Origin of the sequence: Saccharopolyspora ipomoeae, assembly GCF_029952525.1 — a bacterium.
Taxonomy (GTDB): Bacteria; Actinomycetota; Actinomycetes; order Mycobacteriales; family Pseudonocardiaceae; genus Saccharopolyspora; species Saccharopolyspora ipomoeae.
The window spans coordinates 398,065-423,720 of sequence record NZ_JASAOF010000001.1 but is presented as its reverse complement, the minus strand read 5'-3'; the positions used below and the strand labels follow the sequence as shown (position 1 = coordinate 423,720).

Genomic DNA, 25,656 nt, shown 5'->3' with positions numbered 1-25,656 from the left:
CCTACGGCGGTAACAACGGGCCCCTCGGGCGGGAACAACGGGCCCCTCCGGCGGGAACAACGGGACGGTCGCGGTGGTTCTGCCGGGGCAGTCGACGATTTCGAAGGTGGTTCGCAATGTCCTCCACTCCGGTCGAAGTGACTCGCACCGGCGAGCACACGTTCACCGCGACCAACTCGCGCGGCGCCGAGGTCGCCGTGGGGCGGGACGGGGCGCCCGGCGCGTTCACCCCCGGTGAGCTGCTGCTCGCGGCCGTCGCCGCCTGCTCCGCGGTGACGAGCGAGAACCTCTTCGTCCGCCGCATCGGCGAGGACGCGAAGCTCGTCGCGCACGCCGACCGCACCAAGAACCCCGGCGACGACCACAAGTTCGCCGAGATCCAGGTCTCCCTCGAAGCCGACCTCGACGACGTCGACAACCGCGACAAGCTCCTCAGCGCGGTCCGGCGAGCCATCGAGAACTACTGCACGGTGAGCCGCTCCGTCGAGGAGTCCACCCCCATCACCCTCACCCTCCCCAGCTGATCTCCCGGGGGCGGCGCGGTCCGCAGTGGTGACGGTTTTAGCCAAAATTGCCCATGATCAATGTCCTTTTTGCCCGGTCAATTATGGCTAAAACCGTCACCTTCCCGGCGCTGAACCCACCGGAGGCAACGCTTCGGTAGCCGTGGGGCCGCTGGAGCGGAGGGGCGTCGTAAGGTGCTCGGGCGTTTGAAGGTCGGCGACGAGCAGGAGGCAGTTCAGGTGGTTGAGGACACCGCACCGGCCGAGCGGTCCGGGTTGCGCCGGGCGCTGTCCGGGCGCCAGGTCGGGATGATCGCCATCGGCGGGGCCATCGGGACGGGACTGTTCCTCGGCTCCGGGCTGGCGATCTCCATCGCCGGGCCCGCGGTGATCATCGCCTACGCCGTGGCCGCCTTCGCCGCGCTGGCGCTGGCCTACGCGCTGGCCGAGATGATCGTCGTGCAGCCCGAGGCCGGTGGCTTCGGCGCCGTCATCCGCGAGCACCTCGGCGGTCTGCCGGGCTTCGTCTCGCGCTGGATGTACTGGGCCGCGCAGGTCGTCAACATCGGCAGCGAGGTCATCGCCGCCGGTCTCTACCTGCAGTTCTGGTACCCGCAACTGCCGCTGTGGATCCCCGTCGTCGGCTTCTCGGTGGTGATGCTGGCGATCAACCTCGCCGCCGTGCGGTTCTTCGGCGAGTTCGAGTACTGGTTCGCCATGATCAAGGTCGTCACCATCGTGGTGTTCGTCGGCCTCGGCATCATCTACATCCTCTTCGGCCTGCCCGGTCACGAGCCCGCCGGCGTCGGCGCGCTCACCGAGCACGGCGGCTTCCTGCCCAACGGCCTGGGCGCGGTGTGGCTCGCGCTGACCGTGGTCACCTTCTCCTACCTGGGCACCGAGGCGGTGTCGATGACCGCCGCCGAGTCCCGGGACCCCGCCCGCGACGTCCCGCGCGCCGCGCGCAGCACCGTGCTGCGGCTCGCGCTGTTCTACGTGATGGGCATGCTCGTGGTCGTCTCGATCCTGCCGTGGAACGAGGTCTCCTCCTCCGAGGACGTCACCGAGAGCCCGTTCGTGCGCCTGTTCAGCATGGTCGGCGTCCCCGCCGCGGCCGGGATCATGAACTTCGTGGTGCTCACCGCCGCCCTGTCGGCGATGAACACCAACCTCTACCTGACCGCCCGCATGACCCACTCGCTCGCGCTCGACGGCTACGCGCCGAAGTGGTTCGCCCGGGTCAGCGCCAACGGCGTCCCGCGCCGCGCGCTGGTGCTCTCGGCGGCGGGCCTGGCGCTGGCCGCCGCGCTGGCGGTGTTCACCGAGGAGAGCGCGTTCCCGCTGCTCATCGGCCTGGCGCTGTTCGCGGCGCTGCTCGTGTGGCTGATGATCTTCGGTTCGCACCTGGTGTTCCGCAGCCGTCGCGCCGCCCAGGGCCTGGACCCCTCCCCGGTGCGGCTGCCGGGCGCCCCGGTCACCACCGTGCTGGCGATGCTGTTCGTGGCCGCCGTGCTGCTGACGACCCCGTTCACCGAGCAGTTCAACACCGCGTGGAAGGCGGGCGTCCCCTTCCTGGTGGTGCTGGCGATCGCCTACTACGCGATCAACCGCAAGCAGCGGGCTTGACCGAGAAAGGCGCGTCCCCGCGACCGTTCGTCACGGGGACGCGACCGTCGGAGGAGGGCGTGGGGGTGAGCGCGGCCGGTGGGATCTAAACTCGCGCATGTGTCGAACCAGCCGATGATCGCGCCTTCCATCCTCTCCGCAGATTTCGCCCGGCTCGCCGACGAGATCTCCGCCGTCGGCGGAGAGCCCGGCAAGCGGGCCGACTGGCTCCACGTCGACGTGATGGACGCGCACTTCGTGCCGAACCTCACGCTGGGCCTGCCGGTCGTGCAGTCCATCCTCAAGACGACCGACATCCCGATCGACTGCCACCTCATGATCGAGGACCCCGACCGCTGGGCCCCCGGTTACGCCGAGGCCGGCGCGCACAACGTCACCGTGCACGTCGAGGCGGCGCACAACCCGGTCAACCTCGCCAAGGACCTGCGCGCCGCCGGCGCCAAGGCCGGTCTGGCGATCAAGCCGGGCACCAACTTCGACGACTACGTCGAGGTCCTCAAGCACTACGACACCCTGCTGGTGATGTCGGTCGAGCCGGGCTTCGGCGGCCAGAAGTTCATCGCCGACGTGCTCGACAAGGTCCGCAAGGCCCGGAAGCTCGTCGACACCGGTCACCTGAAGCTGCTGGTGGAGATCGACGGCGGCATCAACGCCGACACCATCGAGCAGGCCGCCGAGGCCGGTGTGGACTGCTTCGTGGCGGGCTCGGCCGTCTACAACGGCAAGGACCCGGCCGAGGCCATCGAGGCCCTGCGCGGCCTCGCCGCCCCGGCCTTCGCCCGCGCCCGGGCCTGAAACACCACCGCCGCGCATCGCCCGAGGAGCACGCCATGACCGCTGAGGTCGAAGCGCGGGCGATGCGCGCCGCGATCGCGGCCAGCGAGCGGGTCCGGGGTACCACCAGCCCGAACCCGCCCGTGGGCTGCGTGATCCTCGACGCGCGCGGCGAGGTCGCCGGAACGGGCGCCACCAGCCCGCCCGGCGGCCCGCACGCCGAGGTCAACGCCCTGGGCGAAGCCGGATCGCGCGCTCAGGGCGGCACCGCCGTGGTCACCCTCGAACCCTGCGCGCACACCGGCCGCACCCCGCCGTGCGCCGAGGCGCTGCGGGCCGCCGGGGTGGCCCGCGTCGTGCACGCCGTCTCCGATCCGAACCCGTCGGCCGCGGGCGGCGCCGAAGTGCTGCGCGCCGCCGGAGTCGACGTCCACAGTGGTCTGCTCCGCGACGAGGTCGCGAAAGGGCCGCTGCGGGCCTGGTTGCACTTCGTCCACACCGGACGCCCGCATGTAACCTGGAAGTACGCGGCCACATTGGACGGACGTTCGGCGGCCGCGGACGGCACCAGCAAGTGGATCAGCTCCGCCGAGTCGCGGGCCGAGGTGGGCCGGGTGCGCGCGGCGATGGACGCCATCATCGCGGGCACCGGCACGATCCTCGCCGACGACGCGCAGCTGACCGCCCGCGACCCGGGCGGAGCGCTGCTGGACCGGCAACCGCTGCGCGTGGTCATCGGCGACCGCGAGATCCCGCCGGGGTCCCGGGTCCTCGACGCCGCCGCCGAGACCGTCCGGCTGCCCGGTGGCGACCCCGCCGCGGCCCTGGCCGAGCTCGCCCGCCGCGGCGTGGTCGACGTGCTGCTGGAAGGCGGGCCGACCCTGGCCGGGGCCTTCTGGCGGGCGCGCCTGGTCGACCGGGTGCTGGCCTACGTCGCCCCCGCGCTGCTGGGATCGGGACCCGCCGCGCTGGGAGATGCGGGCGTGGGAAGCATCTCGCAGGCATGGCGGTTGCGAATCGAAGAGACGACGATGAGTGGCCCGGACGTGCGCATCAGCGCCGTCCCGATCAGCGCCGCTCCGCAGGACTGAAGTCGCGGGCAGCGGGGCTCGCAGGGCAGGCAGGAGGCAGCAGTGTTCACCGGGATCGTCGAGGAACTCGGCACCATCGAGTCCGTGGAGCCCCTGGAGGACGGCTCGCGGCTGACCATCAGCGGTCCGGTGGTCACCCAGGACGCCAAGCACGGCGACTCGATCGCGGTCAACGGCGTCTGTCTCACCGTGGTCACCACCGAGGGCGGGCGCTTCACCGTCGACGTGGTCTCCGAGACGCTGCGCCGCTCATCGCTCAAGCACATCGCCGCAGGTGAGCGGGTCAACCTGGAGCGCGCGATGGCGCTGGGGGAGCGCCTCGGCGGGCACATCGTGCAGGGCCACGTCGACGGCACGGCCGTGCTGCGCGGCACCGACGAGGCCACCGGGCTGACCTCGTTCGACCTGCCCGGGCACCTCGCGCACTACCTGGTGGAGAAGGGGTCGATCACCGTCGACGGCGTGTCGCTGACCGTCGTCGAGGTCGTCGACGGGGAGCCCGCGCGGTTCTCCATCGCGCTGATCCCCACCACCAAGGACCTGACGACCCTCGGCCGACGCGCCGCGGGTGACGAAGTGAACATCGAAGTGGATGTGCTGGCCAAGCACCTGGAGCGGCTCTCCGCAGCTCAGCTGGCCGCGCAGAGCGCTGGTGGACCCGCGGTGACGGGGGACAATGGCGGCATCAGGGAGGCGCGATGAACCCCGAGGACGAGGTTTCGGAAACGGTGAGCACGAACAAGTTCGACACCATCGAGCGGGCGCTGGCCGACATCGCGGCCGGCAAGCCGGTGGTCGTCGTCGACGACGAGGACCGCGAGAACGAGGGCGACCTCATCTTCGCCGCGGAGAAGGCCACGCCCGAGCTGGTGGCCTTCATGGTCCGCTACACCTCGGGCTACATCTGCGTCGGCATGCCCGCCGAGGACTGCGACCGGCTCGACCTGCCGCCGATGTACCACTCCAACCAGGACCGCAAGGGCACCGCGTACACGGTCACCGTCGACGCCGCCGAGGGCGTGACCACCGGCATCTCCGCCGCCGACCGCGCGAAGACGCTCCAGGTGCTGGCCGACGCCGATGCCACGCCGAAGGACCTCACCCGGCCCGGCCACGTGGTGCCGCTGCGCGCCCGCGACGGCGGCGTGCTGCGCCGTCCCGGCCACACCGAGGCGTCGGTCGACCTGGCTCGGCTCGCGGGTCTGCGCCCGGCGGGCGCGCTGTGCGAGATCGTCAGCCAGAAGTCCGAGGGCGACATGGCCCGCCGCGACGAGCTGGAGGTCTTCGCCGACGAGCACGACCTGGCGCTGATCACCATCGCCGACCTGATCACCTACCGCCGGCGCTTCGAGAAGCAGGTCGTGCGGGTGGCCGAGGCCCGCATCCCGACCGTGCACGGCACGTTCCGGACGGTCGGCTACGACAGCACGCTGGACGGCATCGAGCACCTGGCGATGGTCTACGGCGACATCGGCGACGGCGAGGACATCCTGGTGCGGGTGCACTCCGAGTGCCTGACCGGCGACGTCATCGGCTCGCTGCGCTGCGACTGCGGCCCGCAGCTGGACGCGGCGATGGCGAAGGTCGCCGAGGCCGGGCGCGGCGTGGTGCTCTACATGCGCGGCCACGAGGGACGCGGCATCGGCCTGATCCACAAGCTGCAGGCCTACCAGCTGCAGGACGACGGCGCCGACACCGTCGACGCCAACGTGGCGCTGGACCTGCCGGTGGACAGCCGCGACTACGGCCAGGGCGCGCAGATCCTCTGCGACCTGGGCATCAAGTCGATGCGGCTGCTCACCAACAACCCGGCCAAGCGCATCGGCCTGGAGGGCTACGGGCTGCGCATCGTCGACCGCGTGCCGCTGCCGATCCGCCCGAACCCGGAGAACATCCGCTACCTGCGGACCAAGCGCGACCGCATGGGCCACGTCCTGGACAATCTGGACGACGGCGAGGACTCGTCGATCGCTGGGGATTCCGGGGTCACGGCATGAGGTTCGGTAAAGCAGCAGGAGCCCTCGAAACCGCATCTCAGGGGACCGTGAAGCAACCCAGCCACAAGCAACCTCCACACGCTAGGTTGTCCTGGGACGCGACCACCACTGAAAAGCGCGGAGAGGCGGAACCGGGAGAGGCGGAGCAAGTATGAGTGGGGAAGGTCGGCCCAGGGTCGCGGTTCCGCAGGCCGGGGATCTGAAGCTGGGGATCGCGGCGATCCGCTGGCACGAGAAGCTGGTGGACCAGATGCTCGACCGGGCGGTCGAGGCGGCCAAGGAAGCCGGCATCGCCGAGCCGACCGTGGTGCGCGTGCCTGGCTCGGTGGAGCTGCCGGTGGTGTGCCAGCAGCTGGCGCACTCGCACGACGCGGTGGTGGCGCTGGGCGTGGTCATCCGCGGCGGCACCCCGCACTTCGAGTACGTGTGCGACTCGGTCACCCAGGGCCTGACCCGGGTGGCGCTGGACGAGTCCACCGCCATCGGCAACGGCGTGCTCACCACCGACGACCTGGAGCAGGCCGTGGCCCGCGCCGGGTTCGCCGATTCCGTCGAGGACAAGGGATTCGAGGCCACCGCGGCCGCGCTGGAGACGGCGCTGGTGCTGCGCGAGCTGCGCGGCGGCGTCGACGGCGACCGGGGGTTCCTGTGAGCGCCGCGACGGTGGAGGTGCGCCCGCGCAAGGTCCGGCGGGTGGCGATCCCGATCGCGATCGTGCTGGTCGTGGTGTTCGCGCTGGTCGGAACGCTGCTGCGGGACACCCCGACGGGCGCGATCTTCACCGTCGCCGACCAGGTCGCGATGGGCTTCCTCGGTCTGCTGCTGGCCGGGGGCGTCATGCTGCTGACCCGGCCTCGGTTGCGCGCCGACGCCGACGGGCTGGAGATCCGCAACATCATCGGCACCCAGCGGGTCTCGTGGGACCTGGTGCAGGGCGTCACGTTCCCCGACGGCGCCCCGTGGGCCCGCGTCGAGCTCCCGGACGACGAGTACGTCCCGATCATGGCCGTCCAGGCCACCGACGGCGACCACGCGGTCGCGGCCATGCGCCGGCTCCGCGAACTCCGCCGCACCATCGACGCCTGACCAGGTCGGAACGCACGAAGAACCCCGGTGATCGCACCCGCGACCACCGGGGTTCTCCCACATCTGGCCCACCGACCTCTCCCGCCCCTTGCCCGGCTCACGGCGTTCCCGGGGCCACGGAATACGGCCGTTCCCGGGTCACGGATTACGGCGGTATTCGGGTCACGGATTACGGCGGTATTCCGGGTGCGAACACGGATTACCGCCGTAATCGGGTCGCGGATTACCGGAGTAACCCGGGTGGTGCGTGCTCAGCCCGCGGAGACGAGGTCGCAGACGAAGATGAGGGTTTCGTTGGGGGCGATGACGCCGGGGACGCCGCGGGGGCCGTAGCCCATGTGCGGCGGGATCGAGAGGCGACGGCGGCCGCCGACCTTCATGCCCTGCAGGCCCTTGTCCCAGCCCTCGATGACCATGCCGGAGCCGAGCTTCAGGTCCAGCGGCTGACCGCGGTTCCAGCTGGCGTCGAACTCCTTGCCGGTGCTGTGGGAGATGCCGACGTAGTGCGCCGACACCTGGTCGCCTGCCTTGGCCTCCGGGCCGTCGCCGACGATGAGGTCCTCGATCACCAGTTCCGGCGACGGCTCGCCGGTGGGGGCCTCCACGACGGGCTTCTCGTTGCTCACGAAGTGCTCCTAGAAGTTCGGGAACGTTCACCGACCATTGTGGTCGCACGCCACCCCCGGAGCACCGCGACCCCGCACCTCCCGCCCGGGAAGCCCCGATCTCAATGGAAGTCAGGGGCCCGACTTCCATTGAAATCGTTCACCCCGCGGCGGGGCGGGGGCGGACGATGGGGGCTGCTAGGGCTACGACCAGGGCCAACGCCGCCGGGATCAGGAGAGCGGTGGTGAGGTCGGTCCAGTGGGTGATGACGCCGATGACGACCGGGCCCGCCAGGAGGCCGCCGTAGCCGAGGGTGCTGACCTGGGCGAGGTCGCGCCCGGCGCGGGCCGGGTCGCGGGTGCCGGCGGCGCTGAAGACCTGCGGGATGATGCACGACAGGCCGATGCCGAACAGCGCGAAGCCGGTGATCGCCGCGACCGGGTGGTGCGCGAGCAGCCCCGCGCCCATGCCGACGCCCGCGATGAGCCCGCAGGTGCGCACCAGCGCCACCGGCCCGAACCGGGCCACCAGGTGGTCGCCGAGGAACCGGCAGACGGCCATCATCGTGGAGAACACCGCGTAGCCGATCGCCGCGATCGCCGGGCTCGTGCGCAGCTCGTCGTGCAGGTACAGCGGCGACCAGTCGGCCATCGAGCCCTCGCCGAGCGAGCAGCTGAACGCCAGCACCCCCAGCAGCAGGATCGCCGGTGAGATGCCGCGCGCCCGCTCCCGCTCACCGCTCGTCCGGTGCGGTTCTGCGGGCAGCAGCCGTCGCCGGGAGGCCTCCACCAGCACCGCGAGCCCGAGCGCGGCCAGTGCGAAGTGCAGCGGCACGGGCGTGCCGAGCTGCGCGGCCACCGCGCCGACGCCCGAACCGATCAGCCCGCCGACGCTGAACAGCGCGTGGAAGGTGATCACGATCGGTTTCGCGTACTGGCGCTGCACCTGCATCGAGTGCGCGTTCATCGCCACGTCGACCACGCCGTGCCCGGCGCCGAACAGCACCAGCCCGGCCACCAGCACCGGCAGCGAGCCGGCGAAGCCGGGCACGAGCAGGCTCGCCGCCATCGCCAGACCGGCCGGGCCGAGCACCCGGGCGCTGCCGAAGCGGTCGGCGAGGTGCCCGACGACCTGCATCGCCAGCACCGACCCGACGGCGATCGCGAACAGCGCGATCGTCATCCGACCGTCGTCGAGCCCGAGGTCCTGCTTGATCGCAGGGATCCGCGAGGTCCAGGTCCCCAGCGCCGCACCTGTGGCCACGAAGTACCCGATCGTGCCCCAGCGCGCGCGTCGCGCGGAAAGCGGTGGGGCGGAAAGGGTCTCAGACAACGCGCACCTCCACCCCGGCCGCTTCCAGCTCGGCGAGCATCTCGGCCGGGGCGCTGCGGTCGGTGACCACCACGTCCAGGCTCGTCGCCGGGCACACGAAACCCAGCCCGGTGCGGGCGAACTTGGCGCCGTGGCACACCGCGATCACGCGCTGCGCGGCATCGGTGGCGGCGTTCTTGATGGGGACCTCCTCCAGGTCGTGCGCGGTCAGGCCGCGCGCCGCCGACAGGCCGCACACCCCGAGCACGGTGGTGTCGACCCGCAGGGCGCGCAGCGAGTTCTCCGTCAGGTGGCCGACGAACGACAGCTCGCCGGGCTTGGCGCGGCCGCCCGGCAGCAGCAGCTCGACCTCGGGCGCGTTGCTCAGCGCGTTCGCCGAGTGCATGTCCAGCGGGATCGCGGTCACCCGGCGCCCGGCCAGGCGGCGGGAGACCTCCAGCGTCGTGGAGCCGCTGTCGACGATGACCGACTCGCCGTCGGCGATGAGCGAGTCGACCTCGGCGGCCAGCCGCTGCTTGACCTCCGCCGAGTCGCGCTCCCGCAGCGAGAACGGGGCGGACTGGCCGCGCAGGTAGCTCACCGCGCCGCCGCGCACCCGCCGCAGCACGCCCTCCTCGGCGAGCTGGTCGAGATCGCGGCGGATCGTCATCTCCGAGCACCCGGTGGCGGCGGCGAGCTCGGCGACGGTCACCCGCTCGGCCTGCCGGAGCCGATCGATGATGATCCGGCTGCGTTCTGAACTCTCCACGTGTTCTATCGAACAGGAATCGTGTTCGAATCGCAAACACGTGTGTGCGAACCCGCATGGGGGCGAGCCCCGTCGTGGGGGACAATGGACGGCGGCCGGTCGACGGGGTGCAGTAGGAGGAATCGTGAGCGTGGCCCAGGAGCGCAACCTTCATCTGGTGCGGGACGAGAGCGCCGAGCCCGGTGTGCGGCTGGGCGACATCCGGCTCCGCAACCGCCTGGTCACCTCGTCCAGCCTGCTCGGCTACGGCGTGGCCAACAACAAGGTCATCCCCTACGGCATGAGCCCGATCTCGAACTTCGTGCCGCTGGAGCGCTTCGGCGCCGTCACCACCCGCACCGTCACCGTCGAACCCCGCGAAGGCCACTTCACCACCAAGGACGACTGGGAGCTGCGCGAGCTGCCCGGCCTGCTCAAGCGCTACGGCCAGGCCCTGCGGCAGGTCGACGGCGGCTGGCTCAACGCCTTCGGCTGGTGCAACGTCGGCATCGACGCCTACCTGCGCGACTACTACCCGCGCACCCGCTCGCAGAACACGATCATGTCGATCGGCGGCTTCTCCGCCGAGGAGTTCGTGACCCTGGTCGACAAGGTCAACGAGGCCGTGCCCGCAGGCGAGATCGCCGCGCTGGAGTTCAACGTCTCCTGCCACAACGTCAACTTCGACTTCAACCAGATCATCGAGGGCGTGCTGGCCGAGGCCGTGCCGCGCAGCAACCACCCGGTCATCCTCAAGCTCTCGCCCGACTACGACTACGTCGCCCACGCGCGGCTGGCCGCCGAGCACGGCGTGTCCGCGCTCACCGCGATCAACACCGTCAAGGGCCTGCGGCTGGACCCCGAGACCGGGACGCCGCTGCTCAAGAACGGTTTCGGCGGGCTGTCCGGCCGCGCGATCAAGCCGATCGGGCTGCGGGTGGTCAAGGAGCTGCGCGACGCCGACGTGACGCTGCCGATCATCGCCACCGGCGGCATCCGCAGCTTCGACGACTGCCGCGAGTACTTCTGGGCCGGTGCCGACGCGGTGAGCCTGGGCAGCGCCAGCTGGTTCGCCAGCTACCCGGGCTACGCCCTCTCGCCGATCTACGGCGCCCGCATCCGGAACCTGTTGCGACGCATCGAGAACTACACGCCCCCGGCTCGGTGAAACCGGGGCGACAGGCGCGCCCGGGATGGTAGACAGTGATCAACGACACTGATGTCTGCCGACTGGGGAGGCCGTTGTGGCCGGTTACGGGGATTTCGGGAGCAGTCTGAGGGACCTGCCGCGGCTGCGGGCGACGCGTCGCGGCAGGGCGTCCAGCTGGGACACCTCCGGTGGCAACCAGGACAACGTGCGCGTGATGCCGGGTGAGACCCGGGTGCTCGCCGACATCCCCGGGCCCGGGGTGATCACGCACATCTGGTGCACCGTCGCGCTCGACCACGTCGGCGAGCCCGCCGAGTTGGAGGCCGACTACCTGCGCAGGCTCGTCCTGCGGATCACCTGGGACGACCAGCCGCACCCGGCGGTGCTGGTGCCCCTGGGCGACTTCTTCGGCGTCGGGCACGCCCGCAGCGTCAACTTCAGCTCCGCGCCGCTGCAGATGAGCCCGCAGGACGGCAAGGGCTTCAACTGCTGGTTCGCGATGCCCTTCGCCGGTCGTGCGCGGGTCGAGCTGATCAGCGAGATGAGCGTCAAACCGGTGACGTTCTACTTCTACGTCGACTACGAGAGCTACCCCGAACCCGACCCGGAGCTGGCCTACTTCCACGCGCAGTGGCGGCGGCAGAACCCCACCGACGGCGTGCCGCAGGGCGACCAGACCAACGAGGAGTTCCTCTTCGGCGGCCACAACACCGACGGCGCGGGCAACTTCGTGATGCTGGAGGCCGAGGGGCGCGGCCACTACGTCGGCACCGTCCTCAACGTGCACAACCTGCGCGAGACCGGCGAGTGGAACTGGTACGGCGAGGGCGACGACATGTTCTTCATCGACGGCGAGCCCTGGCCGCCGCGGCTGCACGGCACCGGCACCGAGGACTACTTCAACACCGCCTGGTGCCCGAACCAGGAGTTCCACGGGCCGTACCACGGGATCACCATGCCCGGTGGGGAGAATTGGAGCGGCCAGGTGTCCTACTACCGCTTCCACGTCGAGGACCCGATCGTCTTCGACCGCTCGATCAAGGCCACCATCGAGCACGGGCACGCCAACAAGCGCTCCGACGACGTCTCCTCGACGGCCTACTGGTACCAGACCCTCCCGGCCCTGCCGGTCACCCTCGCCCCGGTCCAGGACCGCATCCCGCGTCCCCTCTGATACCGGAGGTCGCACGATCTCAATGGAAATCGGATCCCTGATCTCCATTGAGATCGTGCGACCCGGTGGGGCCCGGGGGTCGGGTCAGACGTGGGTGGTGAGGGGGCCGCCGTTGTAGGTGACCGCGTCGGTGAAGGCCGCTGCGAGGTCCACGTCGCGGTCGTCGGCTTCGGCGTAGGCGCGGTGCAGGTTGAGCACGATGCGCTCGGCGTCCGGCCAGTTGGCGAACTCGCCGAGGTCGCAGCGCTGCGCGGCTTCCAGCGGGCCGAGGCCGTCGATGCGCCCCTTGCGGGCGGTGTTGAGGACGAAGCGGTAGTAGCGGGCGTGGTCCTCCAGGACGCGGGGGAGCGCCGAGCCCGGAAGCGTCGGCCCGTGCCCCGGGACCACCGCCGTGGGCCGGAATCCGGCCAGCCACTCCAGCGACTTCAGCGCGCCCTCCACCGAGCCCATGAACACCAGCGGCGTCACGCCGTGGAACAGCAGGTCGCCGCTGAACAGCACCGCCGCATCCGGCACCCAGGCCACGACGTCGCCGGGGGTGTGGGCGGGAAAACCCGGGTGGTGCAGCTCGATCGCGCGCTCGCCCAGGTGCAGTGTCAGCGAGTCGCGCAGCACCACGGACGGGGCGCGGTGCTCGCTGATCTCCCACCGCGGAACGGGTTCCCACACCGGCGGCGGCTGCTGCAGCAGCGTGTCGGCCAGGATGCCGTCCCGGGTCGCCGCGTGTCCGATGAGGACGGTGGAGTCCGGCAGCAGCGCGTTGCCGTGGGTGTGGTCGCCGTGCAGGTGGGTGTTGACCGCGAAGCGGATCGGCGCGTCCGAGCCCGCCTCGCGGACCGCGTCGAGGAAGCGCCGGGTGCGCTCGGCGGTCGCGCAGGTGTCGACGAGCACGATGCCCTCGTCGGTGAGCACCGCGCCCGCGTTGTTGATCCACCACGACCCGTCCGGCTGCAGCCAGGCGTGCACACCGGGTCCGACTTCGGCGAGCGAAGCGCGGTCGGGGGCGGATCGGTCGGGGTTGCCTCGGTCGGGACTGGTGTTGGCGTAGCTCAACTCGGACCTCCCGGCGGCGTGTGACGGATCGCGGGGCCACCCAAGTGACCCGTGATCACAGTGTGCACCGATCCGCACCGCTCGTGGTGCGAGGCCGCCGACGCGGCCCGTCGGGGCTCGCACGTAGGCTGGAGGCGTGGCCGACCCGTCCACCTACCGACCAGCACCAGGCACGATCCCGGACGCCCCGGGCGTCTACCGCTTCCACGACGCCGCCGGGCGCGTGATCTACGTCGGCAAGGCGAAGAGCCTGCGCAGCAGGCTTTCCTCGTACTTCGCCGACCTCGCCGGGCTGCACCCGCGCACCCGGCAGATGGTCACCACCGCCACCGGAGTCGTGTGGACGGTGGTGGGCACCGAGGTCGAGGCGCTGCAGCTGGAGTACTCCTGGATCAAGGAGTACGACCCCAAGTTCAACGTCCGCTACCGCGACGACAAGTCCTACCCGGTGCTGGCGGTGACGCTGCACGAGGAGTACCCGCGGCTGCACGTCTACCGCGGCCCGCGCAAGCGAGGCGTCCGCTACTTCGGCCCCTACGCCCACGCCTGGGCGATCCGGGAGACGCTCGACCTGCTGCTGCGGGTGTTCCCCGCGCGCACCTGCTCGTCCGGGGTGTTCAAGCGGCACTCGCAGATCGGTCGCCCGTGCCTGCTCGGCTACATCGGCAAGTGCTCGGCGCCCTGCGTCGGCCGGGTCAGCGCCGAGGAGCACCGCGGCATCGTCGAGGACTTCTGCGACTTCCTGGCCGGTCAGACCGACCAGCTGATGCGCAAGCTCGACAAGCAGATGCAGGCCGCCTCGGCGGAGCTGGAGTTCGAGCGCGCCGCACGGCTGCGCGACGACCTCGAAGCGCTGCGCCGCGCGATGGAGAAGCAGGCCGTGGTGCTCGGCGACGGCACCGACGCCGACGTGGTGGCCTTCGCCGAGGACGAGCTCGCCGCCGCCGTGCAGGTCTTCCACATCCGCGGCGGCCGGGTGCGCGGCCAGCGCGGCTGGGTGATCGACAAGGCCGAGCAGATGGACACCTCGGCGCTGACCTCCCAGTTCCTCACCCAGTTCTACGGCGAGCAGGCGGCACTGGCCGACCAGGCCGACGCCGGGGGCAGCCCGGTGCCGCGCGAGGTGCTGGTGCCCGAGCTGCCCGAGGACTCCGAGACCATCGCCGGCTGGCTCGGCGAGCTGCGCGGCAGCCGCGTCAGCCTGCGCGTGCCGCAGCGCGGTGATAAGCGTGCGTTGATGGAAACCGTGGAGCGCAACGCCAAGGAGGCGTTCCAGCAGTACAAGCTGCGCCGCGCCGGTGACCTCACCGCGCGCTCGGCGGCGCTGCAGGAGCTGCAGGAAGCCCTCGCCCTGGACACCGCGCCGCTGCGGATCGAGTGCATCGACGTCAGCCACGTGCAGGGCAGCGACGTGGTGGCCTCGCTGGTGGTCTTCGAGGACGGCGTGCCGCGCAAGTCCGAGTACCGGCGCTTCGAGGTCCGCGAGGGCGCCGAGGGCGGCGACGTGGGCTCGATCGACGAGGTCGTGCGCCGCCGCTTCGCCCGCTACCTCAGCGAGACCGCGAAGGAAGCGGCCCCGAGCGAGGCCGCTCCCCACGACGTCGCTCCGGAGGGGGAGGGCGCCAGCCCGCTCGACCCGGAGACCGGGCGGCCGAAGAAGTTCGCCTACCCGCCGAACCTGCTGGTCATCGACGGCGCCGGGCCGCAGGCCAACGTCGCCTCCGACGCGCTGACCGAGATGGGCATCACCGACGTGGCCGTGATCGGACTGGCCAAGCGCCTCGAAGAGGTGTGGCTGCCCAACGACCCCGATCCGGTGATCTTGCCGCGCACCAGCGAGGCCCTGTACCTGCTGCAGCGCGTCCGCGACGAGGCGCATCGCTTCGCCATCAGCTATCACCGCGCCAAGCGCGGCAAGCGGATGACGGGATCCACATTGGACTCCATCCCGGGTCTCGGCGAGACTCGTCGCGCGGCGCTGCTCAAGCACTTCGGCTCGGTGAAGAGACTTCGCCAGGCCTCGGTCGAGGACATCGTGGCGGTACCCGGGATCGGCCGCAGCACCGCGGAGACCGTGCACGCGGCGCTGGCCGAAGGGACAGCCGGAAAGCAAGGGGAACAAAGTGAGTGACGAGCATTCGGGCATCGAGGTCGCCGTCGTCAGCGGCCTGTCCGGAGCGGGCCGCAGCACCGCGGCCAAGTGCCTGGAGGACCTCGGCTGGTTCGTGGTGGACAACCTGCCGCCGGAACTGATCGCCACCATGGTCGAGCTGGGCGCGCGCTCCAGCGGCCAGATCACCCGCGTCGCGGTGGTGATGGACGTGCGCAGCCGCGCCTTCACCGAAGACCTCGGCTCGGTCATCAAGGACCTCGACGCCCGCGGCTACAAGCCGAAGGTGCTGTTCCTGGAGGCCACCGACGAGGTGCTGATCCGGCGCTTCGAGCAGGTCCGCCGCGGGCACCCGATGCAGGGCGACGGCCGGCTGGCCGACGGCATCGCCGCCGAGCGCTCGCTGCTGTCGCGGCTGCGCTCGGAGGCCGACCTGGTGCTGGACACCACCGGTCTGTCGGTGCACCAGCTGCGCACCAAGATCGAGGATGCCTTCGGCACCGAGGCCAGCACCCGCACGCGGGTGACCGTGCTGTCCTTCGGCTACAAGTACGGCCTGCCGATGGACGCCGACCTGGTCATGGACTGCCGGTTCCTGCCCAACCCGTTCTGGATCCCCGAGCTGCGCGAGTTCAACGGCCTCGACGAGGAGGTCCGCAACTACGTGCTCGGCCAGGAGGGCGCCGAGGAGTTCATGGAGAGCTACCAGCAGCTGCTGCGGTTGGTCGGCGCCGGTTACCACCGGGAGGGCAAGCGGTACCTGACGCTGGCGCTGGGCTGCACCGGCGGCAAGCACCGCAGCGTCGCGCTGGTCGAGGAGCTGGCGCGCCGCCTCGCCGAGGACGACGGGATGATGGTCAAGACGGTCCACCGGGACCTGGGGCGCGAGTGACGGGCTCGCACGAGGAACGCCCGCTGCGCGTCGTGGCGCTGGGCGGCGGGCACGGCCTGCAGGCCTCGCTGTCGGCGCTGCGGCGCATCACCCCCGACGTCACGGCCGTGGTCACGGTCGCCGACGACGGCGGCTCGTCGGGCAGGCTGCGCCGCGAGCTCGGCCTGCTCCCGCCCGGTGACCTGCGCAAGGCCCTCGCGGCGCTGGCCGATGGCGGTGACGAGGGGCAGCTGTGGTCGGAGGTGTTCCAGCACCGCTTCGGCGGGTCCGGGGCGCTGGCCGGGCACGCCGTCGGGAACCTGCTGCTCGCCGGGCTGCTGGAGGTGCTGCAGGACCCGGTGGAGGTGCTTGACCACGCGTGCAGGCTCTTGGGTGTGCGAGGACGAGTGCTGCCGATGTCGACGGAGCCGCTGGACATGATCGGCGACGTGGTCGGGCTCGACTCCGATCCGGACTCGGTGCGCACCATCCGAGGCCAGGTCGCCCTCGCGAGTACACCCGGTCGGGTGAAACAGGTGCGATTGCACGCCAACTCAGACGATCAGCCGACCGCGTGCCCGCAAGCCGTGGAGGCCGTCACCGACGCCGATCTGGTGCTGCTCGGGCCGGGCTCCTGGTTCACCAGCGTGCTGCCACATCTGCTGGTCCCGGAGCTGCACGAGGCCCTGGTGACCACCTCGGCGAAGCGCTTCGTGGTGCTCAACCTCATCCCTCAGCCGGGTGAGACGGCGGGCTTCTCGCCCGAACAGCACCTCGACGTACTCTCGCAACACGCGCCCCGGCTGAAGGTCGACGCCGTGCTGGCCGACGTGGACTCGGTACCGACTCCGGACCGGTTGCGCTCGGCGGCCTCGAAACTGGGCGCGCAGACCTTGCTGGATGAGATCGCCGCGCCCGCCGTGCCGGGACGGCACGACCCGCAGGCGCTCGCGGCGAGCCTGCGGGCCGCACTGGAGAGGAGGAGGGACCAGTGGCGATGACCGCGGCGGTCAAGGACGAGTTGAGCCGGTTGTCGGTGAGCAAGACGTGCTGCCGACGGGCGGAGGTCTCGTCGTTGCTGCGCTTCGCCGGCGGATTGCACATCGTCGCCGGCCGGGTGGTGGTCGAGGCCGAGCTGGACAGCGGATCCACCGCGCGCAGGCTGCGCAAGGAGATCCACGAGCTGTTCGGCCACCACTCCGACGTGCACGTGATCACCTCGGGCGGGCTGCGCAAGGGCACCCGCTACGTGGTGCGCGTGGTCAAGGACGGCGAGGGACTGGCCCGGCAGACCGGGCTGCTCGACCCGCGCGGCCGTCCCGTGCGCGGCCTGCCCGCGCACGTGGTCTCCGGCGGCGCCTGCGACTCCGAGGCCGCCTGGCGCGGCGCGTTCCTGGCGCACGGCTCGCTCACCGAGCCCGGCCGGTCCTCCTCGCTGGAGGTCACCTGCCCGGGACCGGAGGCCGCGCTGGCGCTGGTCGGCTCCGCGCGCCGGATCGGCGTGTCGGCCAAGTCGCGCGAGGTGCGCGGCGCGGACCGGGTCGTGGTCCGCGACGGCGACGCCATCGGCGCGCTGCTCACCAGGCTCGGCGCGCACTCCAGCGTGCTGTCCTGGGAAGAGCGCCGGATGCGGCGCGAGGTGCGGGCCACCGCCAACCGGCTCGCCAACTTCGACGACGCCAATCTGCGCCGCTCGGCCCGCGCGGCGGTCGCCTCGGCGGCCCGCGTCGAGCGCGCCCTGGACCTGCTGGGCCCGAACGCCCCCGACCACCTCACGGTCGCCGGGCGGCTGCGGCTGGCCCACCGGCAGGCGTCGCTGGAGGAGCTCGGCCAGCTCGCCGACCCGCCGATGACCAAGGACGCGGTGGCCGGCCGGATCAGGCGCCTGCTGGCGATGGCCGACAAGCGAGCCCGGGAGCTCGGAGTGCCCGACACGGAGTCCGCCGTGACCGCGGAGATGCTCGAAGCCGAAGCCTGAACACCGGATCCCCCTCGGAAGCGTTTCCGAGGGGGATCCGTCTTCCTGTCGGGCCCGGGCTTTGTCGACGTGCGTCACCAGGGGACAGTTTTTCCTCGAATCACCCATGATCAATATCCGTTTTGTCCGGACAGTTCTCACTAGAACTGTCCCCTGGTGACGCACGTCGAGAACGCGACCCCCGAACCGGCTGAAACCGGCCGAACCGGTGCAGAGATTCCGATCACCGGTGGCGCAATCCCGACAGGGGCGACCGTGGGCTTCTGAACTGCAAAGACGCCCCCGACATCGGGTTTCGCGGGTATCCTCGGCACTGCTCGCCCGGTCGGGTGCCAACGGCCCGCGACCGCCCCCGTGCGGGGTCTGCCGAGGCAGATAGGGTGAGCGCGAGACCATCAACTCACCCGCCGAAGTCATCGGCCGGGTCAGTCACGAGGAGAGATCGGCGTGACCGTTCGCGTAGGCATCAACGGCTTCGGTCGGATCGGGCGGAACTTCTGGCGTGCGGCGACCGCCAGCGATCACGACATCGAGATCGTGGCCGCCAACGACCTGGGCGACGTCGCGACCATGGCGCACCTGCTCAAGTACGACAGCATCCTGGGTCGTCTCGACCAGGAGGTGAAGGTCACCGGTGAGGGCATCGAGGTGGGCGGCAAGCTCATCAAGATCCTCGCCGAGCGCGACCCGGGCAAGCTGCCGTGGGGCGACCTGGGTGTGGACGTCGTCGTCGAGTCCACCGGCTTCTTCACCAACGCCGCCGACGCCCGCAAGCACGTCGACGAGGGCGGCGCCAAGAAGGTCATCATCTCGGCCCCGGCCAAGGGCGAGGACCTGACCGTGGTGCTGGGTGCCAACGACGACAAGTACGACGGCACGCAGACCATCATCTCCAACGCCTCCTGCACCACCAACTGCCTCGCGCCGATGGTGAAGGTCCTCAACGACACCTTCGGCATCGAGCAGGGCCTGATGACCACGGTGCACGCCTACACCGCGGACCAGAACCTGCAGGACGGCCCGCACAAGGACCTGCGCCGCGCCCGTGGCGCCGCGGTCAACGTGGTGCCCACCAGCACCGGTGCCGCCAAGGCCATCGGCCTGGTCATCCCGGAGCTCAACGGCAAGCTCGACGGCTACGCGATGCGCGTGCCGGTGCCGACCGGCTCGGTCACCGACCTGACGGCCACCGTGCAGAAGGACGCCACCGTCGAGTCCGTCAACGAGGCCTTCAAGGCCGCGGCCGCCGAGGGCTCCTTCAAGGGCATCCTCAAGTACAACGAGGACCCGATCGTCTCCAGCGACATCGTCACCGACCCGCACTCGACGATCTTCGACGCGCCGCTGACCAAGGTCATCGGCAACCAGGTCAAGATCGTCGGCTGGTACGACAACGAGTGGGGCTACTCCAACCGCCTCGCCGACCTCGTCAACCTGGTCGGTTCGAAGCTTTCCTGAAGCCAGGGAATTGGATTCCACCACTCGGCTTGCGCAGCGGTGCGGGTAGCGGAACCTCAGACGCCTTCTGGCTCCGGGATCCGAGACTGATGTATGGCCAATACACGGCGCTACGGCTGTCCTCACCAGAAGACGTCTGAGAACCCGCGGCGGTGCAAGTTGCGAGGGTGGTGAAAGACCAAGGAGACCCGCATGAGCCGAAGCGATTTCGTCCGGCTCATGCGGGTCTTCCCGTCTCACGAGGAGTTTGCAGCGTGAAGAACCTCGACGATCTGCTGTCCGAGGGCGTCCGCGGTCGTCGCGTCCTGGTGCGCGCCGACCTCAACGTGCCGCTGGACAGCGACACGATCACCGACGACGGCCGGGTGCGCGCCTCCCTGCCGACCATCTCCAAGCTCAGCGCCGCCGGTGCGCAGGTCGTGGTGACCGCCCACCTCGGCCGCCCCAAGGGCGAGCCCGACCCGCAGTACTCGCTGGCCCCGGTCGCCCGGCGCCTCGGCGAGCTGCTGCACGCAGACGTCTCCCTCGCCGGTGACCTGGTCGGCGACTCCGCCAAGTCCACCGTCGCCGGACTGGCCGACGGCGACGTCGCGCTGCTGGAGAACGTGCGCTTCGACGCGCGCGAGACCAGCAAGGACGACGCCGAGCGCGAAGCGCTGGCCGCCGACCTCGCCGCGCTCGTCGGCGAGAACGCCGCCTTCGTCTCCGACGGCTTCGGCGTCGTGCACCGCAAGCAGGCCTCCGTCTACGACGTCGCCAAGAAGCTGCCCGCCTACGCCGGTGGCCTCGTGCTCGCCGAGGTCGAGGTGCTGCGCACCCTCACCGGCGACGCCAAGCGCCCCTACGCGGTCGTGCTCGGCGGCTCCAAGGTCTCCGACAAGCTCGGCGTGATCAAGGCGCTGCTGCCCAAGGTCGACAAGCTGCTCATCGGCGGCGGCATGGCCTACACGTTCCTGGCCGCCCAGGGCTACGGCGTCGGCTCCTCGCTGCTGCAGGAAGACCAGATCGACAACACCAAGGCGCTGCTCGCCGAGGCCGCCGACAAGATCGTGCTGCCCGTCGACATCGTCGCCGGTGACCGCTTCGCCGCCGACGCCGACAAGCGGACCGTCGACGCCGACGCCATCCCCGACGGCTGGATGGGCCTCGACATCGGCCCGCGCAGCGTCGAGCAGTTCGCCGAGGTCCTGCGCGGCTCCGGCACGGTGTTCTGGAACGGCCCGGCCGGCGTCTTCGAGTTCCCGGCCTTCGCCGAGGGCACCCGCGGCATCGCCCAGGCCATCGTCGACTCCGACGCCTTCAGCGTCGTCGGCGGCGGCGACTCGGCCGCGGCCGTGCGCACCCTGGGCCTGCCCGAGGACGGGTTCTCGCACATCTCCACCGGCGGCGGTGCGTCGCTGGAGTACCTGGAGGGCAAGGAGCTCCCGGGTGTTCAGGTCCTGGAAGGTGACGCCTGATGGCACGTCAGCCCCTCATCGCCGGCAACTGGAAGATGAACCTCAACCACCTCGAGGCCATCGCCCTGGTGCAGAAGCTCGCCTTCGCGCTGCCGGAGAAGTACTTCGCCAAGGTCGAGGTGGCGGTCATCCCGCCGTTCACCGACATCCGCAGCGTCCAGACCCTGATCGACGGCGACAAGCTGCTGATCAAGCACGGCGCGCAGGACATCTCGCAGCACGACTCCGGTGCCTACACCGGTGAGGTCTCCGGCCCCATGCTGGCCAAGCTCGGCTGCACCTACGTCGTCGTCGGCCACTCCGAGCGGCGCGAGTACCACGCCGAGACCGACGAGATCGTCAACAAGAAGGTCCGCCAGGTCCTCAAGAACGAGATGACGCCCATCCTGTGCGTCGGCGAGGCCCTCGACGTCCGCGAGGCCGGCGGCCACGTCGAGCACTGCACCACCCAGCTCATCGACGGGCTCAAGGGCCTCAAGGCCGAGCAGGTCCGCAAGGCCGTCATCGCCTACGAGCCCGTGTGGGCCATCGGCACCGGCAAGGTGGCCACCGCCGCCGACGCCCAGGAGGTCTGCGGCGCGCTGCGCAAGGCGCTGGAGGAGAAGTACGGCAAGGAGATCGCCGACGAGATCCGCGTGCTCTACGGCGGCTCGGTGAAGTCCAGCAACATCGGCGAGCTGGTCGGCCAGACCGACGTCGACGGCGCGCTGGTCGGCGGGGCCAGCCTCAACGCCGACGAGTTCGCCAAGCTCTCCGCGATGGCCGCGGGCGGCCCGATCCCGTGACCCGCAGCGAGAGGGCGTCACCGGTCCCGGTGGCGCCCTCTCGTCGTTTCGGGTGAATTCCGCGTCGAGAATTCCGGTGTCCGGTTGTCGCCCGCCGCAGAAACCGAGGTCGGCGTGTGAGAACCTCGGTGCGTAAGTGGGTGGACTGGTCAACTGGGGGTCGGCGGGCCGGTACTCTAGGTTGCGAACCGCTGTGCGAACGAGGACGATATGACTCTTTTCCTGCAGATCATGTTGATCGTGACGAGTGTCCTGCTGGTGCTGCTTGTCCTGCTGCACCGGGCCAAGGGGGGCGGACTCTCCTCGCTGTTCGGCGGCGGTATGCAGTCCAACCTGGCCGGCTCCAGCGTGGCGGAGAAGAACCTCGACCGGATGACGCTGTTCGTCATCGCGCTGTGGGTCATCTCCATCGTCGGCGTCGGCCTGTTGATCAAGATCGGTTGATCGGCCTCAGCACGGGACGGTCGATCAACCCCGGGCCGCTTGGTGGGTGAGGATGGATGACTGGCGGTAATGCCATTCGCGGCACTCGTGTGGGATCGGGCCCCGCAGTAGGGGAGAACGAGCGGGGCGAAGCAGCCCCGCGGAAGCGGATCGACTACTGGTGCGCCAACGCGCACCACAGCACACCGTCGTTCGCGCTCGACGCCGAGGTGCCGGAGGAGTGGGACTGCCCGCGCTGCGGACTGCCCGCAGGCCGGGACGAGACCAACCCTCCGTCGGCACGGCGCAACGAGCCCTACAAGAGCCATCTCGCGTACGTGAAGGAGCGGCGCAGTGATGAGGACGGGATGAAGATCCTGGACGAAGCGCTGGCCAAGCTCCGCGAACGCAAGGGGCGTTAGTTTTTCTGTGGAAGCCGGGTCTTGGCGGGACTTAGTTCCTCCGGGCCCGGTTTTTGCTTCTGGTTCTGTTTAGTGACACCACTCAGTGGTCTCTTTGCTCGGCGGTGCCAGAAGCGGAACCTGAGCGACTCTCTGGCTCCGGGATCCGAGACTTATGTATGCCAATACACGGCGTGTCGGCTGTCCTCCCCAGAGAGCCGCTCAGAACCCGCGGCGGTGCCAGTTGCTGGGGTGGGGTAAGGAGAAAGCACCTTCGGTGCTTGCCTGACGTTCGTCGGTGGGGTTTGTCTCTTGGCTTCTTTTATTACTGGTGGGTAGTGTCTTCTCGTCTCTCGTTCTTGGAGGTTCTTGATGGGTGTGGCTACTGCTGATCTGGCTGATCGGGAAGGGCCGGAGGTGCGGAGCTGTGACGTGCAGTTCCGGGACTTCGGGGGTGTGGTGGCCTTCGAGGGGCGGATTCGGACCGTCACCTGCTTCCAGGACAACGCGCTGCTGAAGGAGACGCTGTCCTCGCCCGGTGAGGGGGCCGTGCTGGTCATCGACGGGGCCGGGTCCCTCCACTCCGCTCTGGTCGGCGACATCATCGCCGAGCTGGGGCGGTCGAACGGGTGGAGCGGGATCATCGTCAACGGGGCCATCCGCGACTCCGCCGTCATCGGGGGCATGGAGTTCGGGGTGAAGGCGCTCGGGACCAACCCGCGCAAGTCCACCAAGACCGGGGAAGGCGTCCTGGACGAGGTCGTCGAGCTCGGCGGGGTGAAGTTCGTGCCCGGTGAGTACGTCTACGCCGACAGCGACGGCGTCGTGGTGGTCAGCGAACCCTGATCAGCCCCGCGAAGTAGGGTGCTCGTGTGAGCGCCTCTGCTTTCGAGCGCGGGTTCGCCGCCGCGGCGCGGCGCCCATCGGTGCCGATCGTGCTGGGCTTCGCAGCCCTCATCGCGGTCGGCACCGTTCTGCTGATGATGCCGTTCTCCACCGAGAGCGGTGAGCCGACGGCGCTGCTCCCGGCCCTGTTCACCGCCACCTCCGCGGTGTGCGTGACCGGCCTGATCGTGGTGGACACGCCCACCTACTTCTCCACCGCGGGCGAGCTGATCATCCTCGGGCTCATCCAGCTCGGCGGCCTCGGCATCATGACCGTCGCGTCGCTGCTGAGCCTGCTCATGTTCCGCCGCTTCGGGCTGCGGATGCGGCTGACCGCCCAAGCCGAGACCAAGTCGCTCGGGCTGGGCGACGTGCGGCGCATGGTCACCCGCGTGATCGGGCTGAGCCTGCTGTTCGAGCTGGTCGTGGCCGTGCTGCTGACCGGGCGGCTGCTCGTCGGCTACCGGGAACCGCTCGGCCGCGCGATCTACGACGGCGTCTTCCACGCGATCTCGGCGTTCAACAACGCCGGGTTCGCGCTGCGCAGCGACAACCTCATCTCCTTCGCCACCGACCCGTGGTTCATCCTGCCGATCTGCTTCGCGGTGATCGCCGGTGGACTCGGATTCCCCGTGTGGGTGGAGATCCTGCGCCACCTGCGCAGCTCGCGCCGCTGGACCATGCACGCCCGGGTCACCTTGCTGGCCACCGCGCTGCTGCTGGTCGTCGGCGCCGTCGGCACCACGCTGGCCGAGTGGAGCAATCCCGGGACGCTCGGCCCGATGTCCTGGCCCGCCAAGCTGCTCGCCGGGTTCTCGACCGGCGTCATGCCGCGCACCGCCGGTTTCAACAGCCTCGACGTCGCGGCCTTCCACCCCGGGACGCTGCTGCTGCAGGACATCCTGATGTTCATCGGCGGTGGCAGCGCCGGCACCGCGGGCGGCATCAAGGTCACCACCTTCGCCCTGCTGGCGTTCGTGATCCTCGCCGAGATCCGCGGCGAACCCACCGTGCACGTGATGGGCAGGCGGCTGCCCGAACTCGTGCAGCGGCAGGCGCTCACCATCGTGCTGCTCGGCGTCGCCGTGGTGATGCTGACCGTTCTCGTCCTGCTGGCCATCAGCCCGTTCGGGCTCGACCAGGTGCTCTTCGAGGCCATCTCGGCGTTCGCGACCGTCGGGCTGTCCACCGGGATCACCGCACAGCTGCCGGCCTTCGGGCAGATACTGCTGGTGCTGCTGATGTTCATCGGCAGGCTCGGGCCGATCACCCTGGCGTCCGCGCTCGCCCTGCGCGAACGCGCCCGCCGCTACGAACTACCGGAGGAGCGACCCATCGTTGGCTAAGAACGACGACACCAACCAGATCGTGGTCATCGGCCTCGGCCGGTTCGGCAGCTCGCTGGCCGCCGAGCTGGTGCGGCGCGGCTCCGAGGTGCTCGCGCTGGACTCGCGGCCCGCCGAGGTCCAGCGCCACGCCGACGAGCTCACCCACACCGCCGTCGCCGACAGCACCGATCCCGAGAGCCTGCGCCAGCTCGGCGTGCACCAGTTCAAGCGGGCCGTCGTCGCCATCGGCACCGACCTGGAGGCCAGCATCCTCACCACGTCGCTGCTGGCCGACTTCGGCATCCCGCACATCTGGGCCAAGGCCACCAGCAGGCAGCACGGCCGCATCCTCGAACGCGTCGGCGCGCACCACGTGGTGCTGCCCGAGCACGAGATGGGGGAGCGGGTCGCGCACCTCGTCAACGGCCGGATGCTCGACTACATCGAACTCGCCGAGCACTACGCGCTGGTCAAGACCCACGCCCCCGCCGAAGCCGTCGGCACCACCCTCGGCGAGCTCAAGCTGCGCTCCAAGTACGGCGTCACGGTCGTCGGCATCAAGCGCCCCGGCGAGGACTTCACCTACGCCACCGCCGACACCCCCGTCGGCCAGGGCGACACCCTCGTCGTCGCCGGGACCACCGCCCAGGTGGAGGCCTTCGCCGAGCGGACCTGACTCCCGGACCTGTTCCAGTGGTTGCTCTGCTTGGCGGTGCGGATAGCAGAACCTGAGCGGCTCCGTGGACTCCGGGCGCCACTCCTGATGTATGTCCAATACACGGCGTCGCGGCGTCCTCGCCACGAAGCCGCTCAGAACCTGCGGCGGTGCAGGCTGAGTCCC

General features: G+C 70.3%; 26 protein-coding genes. 22 read left to right on the top strand and 4 right to left on the bottom strand.

Annotated elements, in window-relative coordinates:
- The first annotated feature begins 116 nt into the window (after positions 1-116).
- The 8 genes from QFW96_RS02030 to QFW96_RS01995 all read left to right on the top strand — a co-directional run bounded on the left by QFW96_RS02030 (position 117) and on the right by QFW96_RS01995 (position 7,077).
- A complete protein-coding gene (locus QFW96_RS02030; RefSeq protein ID WP_281453730.1) occupies positions 117-524 on the top strand; it encodes an OsmC family protein in 408 nt (135 codons plus the stop codon).
- Between the two features lie 219 nt (positions 525-743).
- On the top strand, positions 744-2,129 hold the full coding sequence (locus tag QFW96_RS02025; protein ID WP_281453729.1) for an amino acid permease: 1,386 nt from the start codon (positions 744-746) through the stop codon (positions 2,127-2,129).
- A gap of 114 nt (positions 2,130-2,243) precedes the next feature.
- Positions 2,244-2,924, top strand: coding sequence for a ribulose-phosphate 3-epimerase (rpe, locus tag QFW96_RS02020; RefSeq protein ID WP_281454024.1), 681 nt, complete (start codon positions 2,244-2,246; stop codon positions 2,922-2,924).
- A gap of 35 nt (positions 2,925-2,959) precedes the next feature.
- Positions 2,960-3,994 carry a bifunctional diaminohydroxyphosphoribosylaminopyrimidine deaminase/5-amino-6-(5-phosphoribosylamino)uracil reductase RibD gene (ribD, locus tag QFW96_RS02015; protein ID WP_281453728.1) on the top strand — a complete coding sequence of 345 codons (1,035 nt, stop codon included), beginning with the start codon at positions 2,960-2,962 and terminating at the stop codon, positions 3,992-3,994.
- Positions 3,995-4,036: 42 nt separating this feature from the next.
- Complete coding sequence (locus tag QFW96_RS02010; RefSeq protein ID WP_281453727.1) at positions 4,037-4,696, top strand: riboflavin synthase; 660 nt, start codon at positions 4,037-4,039, stop codon at positions 4,694-4,696.
- Positions 4,693-5,991 carry a bifunctional 3,4-dihydroxy-2-butanone-4-phosphate synthase/GTP cyclohydrolase II gene (locus QFW96_RS02005; RefSeq protein ID WP_281453726.1) on the top strand — a complete coding sequence of 433 codons (1,299 nt, stop codon included), beginning with the start codon at positions 4,693-4,695 and terminating at the stop codon, positions 5,989-5,991. The genes QFW96_RS02010 and QFW96_RS02005 overlap by 4 nt, the downstream gene beginning before the upstream one ends.
- A gap of 151 nt (positions 5,992-6,142) precedes the next feature.
- Entirely contained in the window at positions 6,143-6,643 is a 501-nt protein-coding gene (gene ribH, locus QFW96_RS02000; RefSeq protein WP_281453725.1) for a 6,7-dimethyl-8-ribityllumazine synthase, read from the top strand.
- On the top strand, positions 6,640-7,077 hold the full coding sequence (locus QFW96_RS01995; protein WP_281453724.1) for a PH domain-containing protein: 438 nt from the start codon (positions 6,640-6,642) through the stop codon (positions 7,075-7,077). The genes ribH and QFW96_RS01995 overlap by 4 nt, the downstream gene beginning before the upstream one ends.
- 251 nt (positions 7,078-7,328) lie before the next feature.
- Here QFW96_RS01995 and QFW96_RS01990 read toward each other — a convergent pair whose 3' ends face one another.
- From QFW96_RS01990 to QFW96_RS01980, 3 genes are all read right to left on the bottom strand, one after another.
- On the bottom strand, positions 7,329-7,703 hold the full coding sequence (locus QFW96_RS01990) for an FKBP-type peptidyl-prolyl cis-trans isomerase (RefSeq protein WP_281453723.1): 375 nt from the start codon (positions 7,701-7,703) through the stop codon (positions 7,329-7,331).
- A 139-nt stretch (positions 7,704-7,842) separates the two neighbouring features.
- Complete coding sequence (locus QFW96_RS01985; protein ID WP_281453722.1) at positions 7,843-9,015, bottom strand: MFS transporter; 1,173 nt, start codon at positions 9,013-9,015, stop codon at positions 7,843-7,845.
- Positions 9,008-9,763, bottom strand: coding sequence for a DeoR/GlpR family DNA-binding transcription regulator (locus QFW96_RS01980; RefSeq protein ID WP_281453721.1), 756 nt, complete (start codon positions 9,761-9,763; stop codon positions 9,008-9,010). The genes QFW96_RS01985 and QFW96_RS01980 overlap by 8 nt, the downstream gene beginning before the upstream one ends.
- Positions 9,764-9,887: 124 nt before the next feature.
- Between QFW96_RS01980 and QFW96_RS01975 the strand changes: the two genes are divergently transcribed.
- Positions 9,888-10,910 carry a beta/alpha barrel domain-containing protein gene (locus QFW96_RS01975; RefSeq protein WP_281453720.1) on the top strand — a complete coding sequence of 341 codons (1,023 nt, stop codon included), beginning with the start codon at positions 9,888-9,890 and terminating at the stop codon, positions 10,908-10,910.
- Positions 10,911-10,986: 76 nt separating this feature from the next.
- Positions 10,987-12,066 (top strand): glycoside hydrolase family 172 protein, encoded by a 1,080-nt coding sequence (locus QFW96_RS01970; protein WP_281453719.1) that lies wholly within the window; start codon positions 10,987-10,989, stop codon positions 12,064-12,066.
- Positions 12,067-12,150: 84 nt separating this feature from the next.
- On the opposite strand, the gene QFW96_RS01965 is transcribed toward QFW96_RS01970, so the two are convergent.
- Positions 12,151-13,119: an MBL fold metallo-hydrolase gene (locus tag QFW96_RS01965; RefSeq protein ID WP_281453718.1), complete on the bottom strand. Its 969-nt coding sequence runs from the start codon at positions 13,117-13,119 to the stop codon at positions 12,151-12,153.
- Positions 13,120-13,255: 136 nt separating this feature from the next.
- Here QFW96_RS01965 and uvrC point away from each other — a divergent pair, with 136 nt between their 5' ends.
- From uvrC to QFW96_RS01905, 12 genes are all read left to right on the top strand, one after another.
- Positions 13,256-15,250 (top strand): excinuclease ABC subunit UvrC, encoded by a 1,995-nt coding sequence (gene uvrC / locus QFW96_RS01960; protein ID WP_281453717.1) that lies wholly within the window; start codon positions 13,256-13,258, stop codon positions 15,248-15,250.
- Positions 15,243-16,121, top strand: coding sequence for an RNase adapter RapZ (gene rapZ, locus QFW96_RS01955; protein ID WP_281453716.1), 879 nt, complete (start codon positions 15,243-15,245; stop codon positions 16,119-16,121). The genes uvrC and rapZ overlap by 8 nt, the downstream gene beginning before the upstream one ends.
- A gap of 23 nt (positions 16,122-16,144) precedes the next feature.
- On the top strand, positions 16,145-17,101 hold the full coding sequence (locus QFW96_RS01950) for a gluconeogenesis factor YvcK family protein (RefSeq protein ID WP_281454023.1): 957 nt from the start codon (positions 16,145-16,147) through the stop codon (positions 17,099-17,101).
- On the top strand, positions 17,092-18,078 hold the full coding sequence (whiA, locus tag QFW96_RS01945) for a DNA-binding protein WhiA (protein ID WP_093423839.1): 987 nt from the start codon (positions 17,092-17,094) through the stop codon (positions 18,076-18,078). The genes QFW96_RS01950 and whiA overlap by 10 nt, the downstream gene beginning before the upstream one ends.
- Positions 18,079-18,525: 447 nt before the next feature.
- Positions 18,526-19,536 (top strand): type I glyceraldehyde-3-phosphate dehydrogenase, encoded by a 1,011-nt coding sequence (gene gap, locus QFW96_RS01940; protein ID WP_093423841.1) that lies wholly within the window; start codon positions 18,526-18,528, stop codon positions 19,534-19,536.
- Between the two features lie 254 nt (positions 19,537-19,790).
- Positions 19,791-20,993: a phosphoglycerate kinase gene (locus QFW96_RS01935; protein ID WP_281453715.1), complete on the top strand. Its 1,203-nt coding sequence runs from the start codon at positions 19,791-19,793 to the stop codon at positions 20,991-20,993.
- Entirely contained in the window at positions 20,993-21,778 is a 786-nt protein-coding gene (gene tpiA / locus QFW96_RS01930) for a triose-phosphate isomerase (RefSeq protein WP_281453714.1), read from the top strand. The genes QFW96_RS01935 and tpiA overlap by 1 nt, the downstream gene beginning before the upstream one ends.
- A gap of 210 nt (positions 21,779-21,988) precedes the next feature.
- Positions 21,989-22,222, top strand: a complete 234-nt coding sequence (gene secG, locus QFW96_RS01925; RefSeq protein WP_281453713.1) for a preprotein translocase subunit SecG — start codon at positions 21,989-21,991, stop codon at positions 22,220-22,222.
- 56 nt (positions 22,223-22,278) lie between these two features.
- Complete coding sequence (locus tag QFW96_RS01920) at positions 22,279-22,623, top strand: RNA polymerase-binding protein RbpA (RefSeq protein WP_281453712.1); 345 nt, start codon at positions 22,279-22,281, stop codon at positions 22,621-22,623.
- A gap of 351 nt (positions 22,624-22,974) precedes the next feature.
- On the top strand, positions 22,975-23,448 hold the full coding sequence (gene rraA, locus QFW96_RS01915; protein ID WP_281453711.1) for a ribonuclease E activity regulator RraA: 474 nt from the start codon (positions 22,975-22,977) through the stop codon (positions 23,446-23,448).
- A gap of 26 nt (positions 23,449-23,474) precedes the next feature.
- Positions 23,475-24,833: a TrkH family potassium uptake protein gene (locus QFW96_RS01910; protein WP_281453710.1), complete on the top strand. Its 1,359-nt coding sequence runs from the start codon at positions 23,475-23,477 to the stop codon at positions 24,831-24,833.
- Entirely contained in the window at positions 24,826-25,491 is a 666-nt protein-coding gene (locus tag QFW96_RS01905) for a potassium channel family protein (protein WP_281453709.1), read from the top strand. The genes QFW96_RS01910 and QFW96_RS01905 overlap by 8 nt, the downstream gene beginning before the upstream one ends.
- The last annotated feature ends 165 nt before the right edge of the window (positions 25,492-25,656 follow it).

Bases quoted from the DNA above. Each gene is read 5' to 3' on its own strand.
- secG (WP_281453713.1), top strand. From the start codon at position 21,989: ATGACTCTTTTCCTGCAGATCATGTTGATCGTGACGAGTGTCCTGCTG.
- QFW96_RS02030 (WP_281453730.1), top strand. From the start codon at position 117: ATGTCCTCCACTCCGGTCGAAGTGACTCGCACCGGCGAGCACACGTTC.
- QFW96_RS01920 (WP_281453712.1), top strand. From the start codon at position 22,279: ATGACTGGCGGTAATGCCATTCGCGGCACTCGTGTGGGATCGGGCCCC.
- QFW96_RS02005 (WP_281453726.1), top strand. From the start codon at position 4,693: ATGAACCCCGAGGACGAGGTTTCGGAAACGGTGAGCACGAACAAGTTC.
- ribD (WP_281453728.1), top strand. From the start codon at position 2,960: ATGACCGCTGAGGTCGAAGCGCGGGCGATGCGCGCCGCGATCGCGGCC.
- tpiA (WP_281453714.1), top strand. From the start codon at position 20,993: ATGGCACGTCAGCCCCTCATCGCCGGCAACTGGAAGATGAACCTCAAC.
- rraA (WP_281453711.1), top strand. From the start codon at position 22,975: ATGGGTGTGGCTACTGCTGATCTGGCTGATCGGGAAGGGCCGGAGGTG.
- rpe (WP_281454024.1), top strand. From the start codon at position 2,244: ATGATCGCGCCTTCCATCCTCTCCGCAGATTTCGCCCGGCTCGCCGAC.
- ribH (WP_281453725.1), top strand. From the start codon at position 6,143: ATGAGTGGGGAAGGTCGGCCCAGGGTCGCGGTTCCGCAGGCCGGGGAT.